Here is an 896-nt window from a genome sequence, read left to right as displayed (position 1 = left end):
AAATCACCCGTACGCCACCCGACTTGCCCGAACCTGCTCGACCCCAGCGCACCTTGCGAATGCCGCCGGATTCGGGCACGACATCTCCGGCAGTGGGGTGCTCAGCGATGTAGGCGGCGAATACGCCTCGCTCTTCCTCGCTCCAGTAGAGCGGCCATTGGCGTTGGAAGAGAAGGGTTTCGACGACCGTGAGCATTGCCGAACTATACGCCAGAGGAGCATAGTAGTCCAGCTCCCCTCAAGAGGCCGAACGTTGAAGCTGAGCCGCGAGCGGCGGCTTGCCGACGCGAGTCGGCTCGAGCGACTGGTTCGGCGGCACTTCGGTGGTCACAAACTAGAAGCCAACTTTGGCCGTCGGTGATACCAGACCAGGTAACTTGCGATGATCATTGACGGTGCAACGTAAATTGACATGAAGCCTGCAACTGAAAGGGTCTCAAGAAGAGGCTTCCTAGAGACTAGGAAGAAGGGCAGAAACCATGACAGGGCAGCCGCTGTTCCGCAAACTGGTACCCACTTTGGTACCCGCGTGTTCTCGATCCACGCGCCTCCCATCCAGAAATAGCACGCCCAAGCAAATCCGTTTACTGGCACTAGCAGTAGAGAGAGCGCCTCCATCCCCCCGCAGGCCTTTGCCGGCGCGCGTTGAAGCCCACAGTCTGTACCAGCTGCCAGCATGGTGACAAACCCCGCGATTCCGCCCCATGCGGAGATGAGAGTACAGGCGGCAAAAACGACCGTGCGCCAGTGCAGATGCATTCGTGCGGCCTAACGAATGAAAGGGACTTCCCCGTCCCGAACTGGCCGCATTGCGGCAAACGGCAACCAAGTGCCACGATGGGAAGTGCGATCTCTCATCAACATATTCGGAAGGGGAAGTCCATGGCTATTCTGAC

At 58.7% G+C, this 896-nt stretch carries 1 pseudogene; it reads right to left on the bottom strand.

Annotated elements, in window-relative coordinates:
- Window positions 1-196, bottom strand: a pseudogene (locus OOZ63_RS28895) (transcriptional regulator); the annotation flags it as partial.
- Window positions 197-896 lie beyond the last annotated feature (700 nt).

It is taken from the genome of Paucibacter sp. PLA-PC-4 (assembly GCF_026241155.1).
GTDB lineage: Bacteria > Pseudomonadota > Gammaproteobacteria > Burkholderiales > Burkholderiaceae_C > Roseateles_E.
Note: the sequence above shows the minus strand (reverse complement) of the source record. Positions and strands in the feature narration are given on the sequence as shown.